This window comes from Corallococcus sp. CA041A (assembly GCF_003612075.1).
GTDB lineage: Bacteria > Myxococcota > Myxococcia > Myxococcales > Myxococcaceae > Corallococcus > Corallococcus exiguus.
The window spans coordinates 1-4,797 of the sequence record NZ_RAWF01000426.1 but is presented as its reverse complement, the minus strand read 5'-3'; the positions used below and the strand labels follow the sequence as shown (position 1 = coordinate 4,797).

The 4,797-nt window shown below is 69.0% G+C and carries 4 protein-coding genes; 3 read left to right on the top strand and 1 reads right to left on the bottom strand.

Annotated features, from left to right (window positions below):
- Positions 1-87 precede the first annotated feature (87 nt).
- Both hprK and rapZ read left to right on the top strand, forming a co-directional pair.
- Positions 88-1,053, top strand: a complete 966-nt coding sequence (gene hprK, locus D7V77_RS40290; protein ID WP_120581488.1) for an HPr(Ser) kinase/phosphatase — start codon at positions 88-90, stop codon at positions 1,051-1,053.
- Positions 1,050-1,913, top strand: a complete 864-nt coding sequence (gene rapZ / locus D7V77_RS40285) for an RNase adapter RapZ (RefSeq protein ID WP_120581487.1) — start codon at positions 1,050-1,052, stop codon at positions 1,911-1,913. Before hprK ends, rapZ begins: the two co-directional genes overlap by 4 nt.
- A gap of 32 nt (positions 1,914-1,945) precedes the next feature.
- On the opposite strand, the gene D7V77_RS40280 is transcribed toward rapZ, so the two are convergent.
- Positions 1,946-2,788 (bottom strand): DUF1629 domain-containing protein, encoded by an 843-nt coding sequence (locus D7V77_RS40280; RefSeq protein ID WP_120581489.1) that lies wholly within the window; start codon positions 2,786-2,788, stop codon positions 1,946-1,948.
- Positions 2,789-2,955: 167 nt separating this feature from the next.
- Here D7V77_RS40280 and D7V77_RS40275 point away from each other — a divergent pair, with 167 nt between their 5' ends.
- Positions 2,956-4,104, top strand: coding sequence for an ATPase, T2SS/T4P/T4SS family (locus D7V77_RS40275; RefSeq protein ID WP_126935701.1), 1,149 nt, complete (start codon positions 2,956-2,958; stop codon positions 4,102-4,104).
- The last annotated feature ends 693 nt before the right edge of the window (positions 4,105-4,797 follow it).

Below are 4,797 nucleotides of genomic sequence, written 5' to 3'. Positions count from 1 at the left end.
GGAGAGGTGTATAAGAGACAGGGGGGGGACGGCGGACACGGTGCGGTTCACCTCCGGAGGCCGGTGGGTGATATCCAGGTCCCGACGATGAAATCCATTCGCATCTCCCAGCTCCTCGAGGACCAGGGCCACGACCTGCGGCTGACCCTGATGGCGGGCACCCAGGGGCTGGCGCGCACGGTGGACTCCTCGCGCATCCAGAAGCCGGGCCTGGCGCTGGCGGGCTTCACCGAGCACCTCCACCCGCACCGCGTCCAGGTCTTCGGCAACACTGAAATCTCCTACCTGGCCACCCTGGCGGAGGACGCGCAGCACGCCTCGCTGGCCAAGCTCTTCAGCGAAGAGGACCTGGCGTGCGTGGTGGTCACCAAGGCGCTGGACGTGCCGCGCGCGCTGGTGGACGCCTGCGAGGCCGCGGGCCTGTCGCTGATGAAGACGCCGCTGCTCTCCAGCGAGTTCATCCAGCGGGTGCAGAACTTCCTGGAGGACGCGCTCACGGAGTCCAGCAGCCTGCACGGCGTGCTGATGGACGTCTTCGGCGTGGGCATCCTGCTCCTGGGCAAGAGCGGCATCGGCAAGAGTGAAATCGCCCTGGACCTGGTGATGCGGGGCCACCGGCTGGTGGCGGACGACATCGTGGACGTCACCCGGCGCAAGGGGGCCGTCTACGGCGCGGGCAATCCGGTCATCAAGCACCACATGGAGATTCGCGGACTGGGCATCATCAACATCAAGGACCTCTTCGGAGTGTCCGCCGTCCGGGAACAGAAGAAGATTGAGCTTGTGATTGAGCTGCAGGAATGGGATCCGCACCAGGAGTACGACCGACTGGGCGTGGAGGACAAGCACCTGCAGATTGTTGGCGTGGACATCCCCCTGTCGGTCGTCCCCGTGCGTCCTGGACGCAACATGGCCACCATCGTGGAGGTGGCCGCGCGCAACCAGCTGTTGAAGCTTCAGGGCCACCATTCGGCGCGAGAGTTCGCCGAACGACTCAATCGAGCCATCGCCCAGGGGGCGATGCGCCGCACCTTGGGAGAAGAGGTCGAGTGACCGCCCCCGCGAAGCAGATCATCGTCATCACCGGCATGTCAGGTTCCGGTAAGTCCACGGCCATCCGCGCGCTGGAGGACGCCGGCTTCTTCTGCATCGACAACCTGCCGGTGCTCCTCCTGCCCAAGCTCACGGAGCTGGCGGGGGGCGGCAACATCGAGCGCATGGCGCTGGTCATCGACGCGCGCGAAGGCGTCTTCCTCAAGGACGCGCCCCGCGTGCTCGCGGACGTGCGCCGCGCGGGCCACCAGGTGGACGTGCTCTTCCTGGACGCCAGCGACGACAGCCTCATGCGCCGCTTCAGCGAGACGCGCCGCCGTCACCCGCTGGCCCCGGACGGCACGGTGGCGGAGGGCATCCACGCGGAGCGCGAGGCGCTGAAGGACCTGCGGGAGATGGCGGACCAGGTCATCGACTCGTCGGCGCTCAACGTGCACGACCTGAAGCGCATGGTGCAGGGGCGCTTCAGCCCGGAGCCCACGACGGGGCCCAGCCTGTCCATCATGTCCTTCGGCTACCGGTACGGGGTGCCGCCGCAGGCGGACCTGGTGTTCGACGTGCGCTTCCTGCCGAACCCGTACTTCGTGCCGGAGCTCAAGGGGCTCACGGGCAAGAACCCGAAGGTGTCCGGGTACGTGCTGGAGCGCGAGGAGACGCAGCAGTTCCTGGAGAAGGTCGTGGACCTCTGCCGGTTCCTGTTCCCCCGCTACCAGAAGGAGGGCAAGGCGTACCTCACGGTGGCGCTGGGGTGCACGGGCGGCAAGCACCGCTCGGTGTCACTGGCGGCGGAGATGGTGCGCCGGCTGTCCGCGGACTACGGCCGCGTGCAGCTGTGGGACCGGGACATCGAGAAGGAGTAGCGCGCTGGAACGTCCTTGCGGACCCCCGGCTTTCAGTGCCGGGGGTCCGTGACGGGCGTGAAGCAGGCGCCGGTGATGCCCTCCTTCTCCAGGGCCTCCTTCACGGCCTCGGAGACGACGAGGGTGACGGGCCAGCCCCAGGGGCGGAACACGCGGGCGCGGCCCACCTGGTCGGGGTCGATGCGCAGGCCTCGGACGGAGCGGTACTGGCCCACGCGCGAGGGGACGCCGTCGCCGGGGCCATAGTGGTGGACCTCCAGGCAGGCGGCTTCGTCCACGCAGCGGATGAGGCGTGTGGCGACGACGAGGAAGTACGGCTCCATCTGTCCCTCGATGTGCACGGGGATGAGCTGCACGTCCTCCGGCGCCAGGCGCGCGAGCACGGCGGCGACGCGCGGGTGCACCACGGGGGTGAGGCTGGCGCCGGCGAGGCTGAAGTCCAGCGGGGCGGCCTTCTGCTCGTTGGAGATGTGGAGGGGGCCGTGCGGGTTCACGGGGCGCCCGGCGGTGAACATCCACATGTCGCCCACCTCCTTGTCCTCCGGGTCCAGCGGGTCGCCGGGTTCCCAGCGGCCGGGGGCGCGGAAGTCGTCGTGCAGGTCGTAGAAGCGCGGGGGGGTGACGCCGGCGCGGCTGGACGTCTTGCGGTTGCTGACATGCGGAGCGGCCCCGTGCGCGACGATGCGGACGGCCGGGCGGCGTGGGCGGCTGGTGCGGACCGGAGGCGAGGACTCCTCCGAGACCGACGCGCGCGAGCGCCGGGGCGTGGCGACGGTGGGGCCGGTACCGTCGGGCAGGCTCTGCCGGTTCGGGGGGCTGCTTTCGGTGGGGCGGAGCCACAGCCGTCGCAGCGCGTTGGTGAGACGCCGGAACATCAAGCGATGTTACCCAAGCGCCTGCTGGAGGGGAGCCCTTCCTGTGGGCTTCCTCGCTCGTTCTCAAGGCAGGCCGGCGGCCGTACCGGTTTTCAACGAGGAGGAGGCTTCCCGGGGGCCGTTTCCAGCGTGGCTGGGCCGCGAGGGGCCATGCCATGGTCCGCGCCATGACGACTCCGAGCCCGAAGTCCGAAGCCCCCGCCACGCCGGAAGCCGTGTTCTCCAGCCTGCTCCAGGAACTGGGGGAAGCGGGCCGGGCCCCCACCGGAGCGGCCGCGTCGCCGAGGACGCCGGAGGCATTGGCGGCGGCCCTCTTCGACGTCGCGGGCAGGACGGGCGCGGCGATGTTCTCCGTCTGGGCGGCGGACGACACGGACAGCGTCTCGGAGGAGGACGACGGCGACGGCGACGAAGCCCGAGCGGAGACGGGCGGCCGGGTGATCAACGCGGGCATCACGCTGTTCTTCATCGCGAAGGACACGCCGGGCACGGTGGGCTTGCTGGGCGCGGAGCGGGTGCCCGTGCGTCAGCCCATGGCGTATGAGCTGTATCGGCCGTTGGGGAAGGCGCTGACGGCGCACGCGAAGCGGGGTGCGGATCCGGTGCTGCCCGACCGGGGTCACGTGTCCTTCCCGGCGGGCGCGGCGGATCCGGACATCGAGTTCCGAGTGTCGTTCCGCGAAGACGAACTGGGCACCTGGACCACGGTGTTGGCAAGGGACCGGGAGACGCGCCAGGCGTACCCGAGCATCGCCAGCCTCCCGCTCTCCGCCGAAGCGGCGGAGTTCCTCAAGGGGCTCTTCAACCGCCTGGACAAGACGCTGTTCAACGGCCAGTTGGTGCTGCTCACGGGAGCATCCAACACGGGCCGCAGCACGACCCTGCGGGCGGTGATGGATGCGCTGCCCGACAACGTGCACGCGCTCGCGGCCGTGGAGGATCCGAAGGGAGGGCCGGGAGGCGCCATCGGCGTCGTGAAGGTGAGCGCTGAGTTGAAGCTGGTGCAGGCGCTGCGTTCATTCCTGCGGCAGGACCCGGACCTCCTCTTCGCGGACGAGGTGCGCACGCTGGAGGACATGCAGATGCTCTGCACCGCGGCGCAGACGGGACACGCCACGATCGCCGTCCTGGAGGCGAAGACCCCCGAGGAGGGCTACGCGTGGCTGACGGAAGCCATGCCGGGGATTCCCACCCCTGCGCTCATCGTGCATCACACGCGTGACGCGGCAGGCGCCCTCGCGATGACGCTCCACGAGGCGAAGCCCACGGAGGACGGCAACAGGCTGCACGTCGTCCCGTGGGCGCCGCGCGGGTGAGGCGGGTTGGGACCGGCGCCACGGTGACGAACAGGCGAAAAATCGCCTCGTGACTCGCGCTGCCGCGAACATCCGGTGTAGCGGTCCCTCGTGCTGGTGCGCTTCGAGGTCAGGATGCCACCACAATGCCGAGAGCGGGCTAGCGGTGCCGGATCATTGCAAAGCCTCGTCAGGCGGGGCGTAAACACGGCGACGGCCCTACGCACGCGAAGTTTCCATCTGTCCACCTGTAAGGCCTGCCTCAGAGCGCCAAGAGGCTGAGTTCGCTCCATCGGAGCGCTGTGACAGGGTCCCCGCCATCTGATGCGTCCTGCGCGGCGGACTCGGGTCCCGCTCTGGAGACCCTGCGCGACGCCGTCAGTCAGAAGCGGCTGCCACTTCCGCTCTGGACACGAAATTGCAGTCGCCTTCGGAGTCATGGGTGCCCCTTTAGGAAGTGAAGGGGGCAGCGCCATGTCCATGCACTCGGGAATCGAATTGTCCCGGCTCGCGAAGGCCGTTCTGAACTCTATGCATACATTGATTCCGTGGGGGCTGTTCCGGGCTGTCGTGGCAGGCACATCTGCGCGGTTGCTATTGATCTCCCTGGCGCTCTGGGCTGCCGCCAGCGATGCCAACACTCCATCCAATCAGGTGGACCCCTCTGCCACTTGTGAGACCTGCTGCCAGCATCCCCCATGCTCGACGCCCCCC